Here is a 1,573-nt window from a genome sequence, read left to right as displayed (position 1 = left end):
CTTTCCGTCCTTCAGCGTTGAAGCGCCGAGCCTGAAGCAGCAGGGCGCTTACGCTCACCCGCGGGCCTTGGCAGACCGCCGCTCAGTTTCTGCTTTTGACGCAACTTCCAGAATCGCGGCTTCCATGTCAGTCACCGTGAACCGGCGAGGTTTCTTCGTGCCGGGTTGCGCTTCATTTGCCCGCACCGGCAGCCCCCGATGCGTTCGCGACGGCGCAGTGCCGATCCGCCGGCTGTCGCGCTGCGCCTGAAACGCTTGTGCCACCTGCAACGCATGGCTCAGGCGCTTGTGATCCACGATCGCGCCTTGATCCACCTCGGCCAGCCGATCGTAGGATTGTGCCGACAGTAGCTGGCCAGCCGCCCGAAGCTCGATGCGTCCGTCCGGGTACTCCCACACCTCGATGTCACGATGTATCCACGCCCGATTCCCCGGCGTATCGTCCAGCAGATAGAGCACCCGGTCGTACTGCACCGTCAGCGCCTTCGTGACCCGGCGTGTCTCGCGCCAGGTCAGCAGCAGATCCAGATCCTCGTCGGACCGCAGCGGTCGATGCGCATCAAAGCCGCTCTTCGGTGGCTTCGCGAAGCGCTCGTTATACATGGCCATGAAGGAGGGCGCGTAAGCGTTCGCGTCGGCCACCGTGCTGATGCCGCGCAGTCTCAACTCCTTGAGGAACCGATCCTGCAGCGTCAAGTGCGCTCGCTCGACACGTCCCTTGGCCGAGCTGCTGTTCGCGCAGAACGTGTCAATGTTCAGCTCGTACATCGCCCGACCGAAGTGCGTCACGCTTTGGCCTGTCTTGCTGGCGCTCGTATTGCGGAACACGCTGTACTTGTCGCTGTAAAACGCCACCGGCTTGCCATGGCGCTCCAGATACGCTCGCGTGGCCTCGAAGTAGCTGAACGTCGACTCGGTCTGCGTGAAGTGCAGCATCATCAGCCGGCTCGTCGCGTCGTCCACGTACACCAGCAGCGTGCAGGCCGGCGCCCGTTCCTCGAACCACCGATGATCGCAACCATCGATCTGGATCAGTTCACCCAGACACGCCCGGCGCGCTCGCGGCTGGTAGACCTTCGGCGGACGCTGCCGGCGCGGAATCCAGAGCCCGGCATCCGTCATCAGCTTCCTGACCGTTTCCTTGGCCAGCCGAATGCCATGGCATTCCCACAGCTTCTCGCAGGCCAACGTCGGCCCGAAATCGGCGTAACGCTCTCGAATAGTGGTCAAGGCGCGTAACGCTAGTCCTTCGTCGAGCTTGCGGTTGCCTGGCCGGCCACGACGGCCCGAAGCAACGCCGCTAGATCCATGCTCTCGATATCGGATGACCAGCCTTTCCACCTGTCGCACGCTCAGTCCCAGCCGTTCGGCCGCACGTCCGGGCTTCAGGCCCGTGTCCACCACGGCCTGGATTACCTTGAGTCGATCAAGCTCTCGCATCGTCAGTGTCACCAATCCGGCTGGCTGCATGGTCGGCTCCGCGCTCGCTCAACGAGCCGTCCAGCATGCCAGCAGTCAAAAACACGACATCTGTAAATAGCCAGAACACGACATTAGGATATGGCTGCTACAA

At 62.6% G+C, this 1,573-nt stretch carries 1 protein-coding gene; it reads right to left on the bottom strand.

Features of this window, described 5'->3' with window-relative positions:
• Positions 1 to 54: 54 nt before the first annotated feature.
• Entirely contained in the window at positions 55 to 1,470 is a 1,416-nt protein-coding gene (locus CFB40_RS37560) for an ISNCY family transposase (RefSeq protein ID WP_089434293.1), read from the bottom strand.
• Between the last annotated feature and the right edge of the window lie 103 nt (positions 1,471 to 1,573).

Origin of the sequence: Burkholderia sp. AU31652 (genome assembly GCF_002223155.1) — a bacterium.
Taxonomy (GTDB): Bacteria; Pseudomonadota; Gammaproteobacteria; order Burkholderiales; family Burkholderiaceae; genus Burkholderia.
This window is presented reverse-complemented; position numbering and strand designations above follow the sequence as displayed.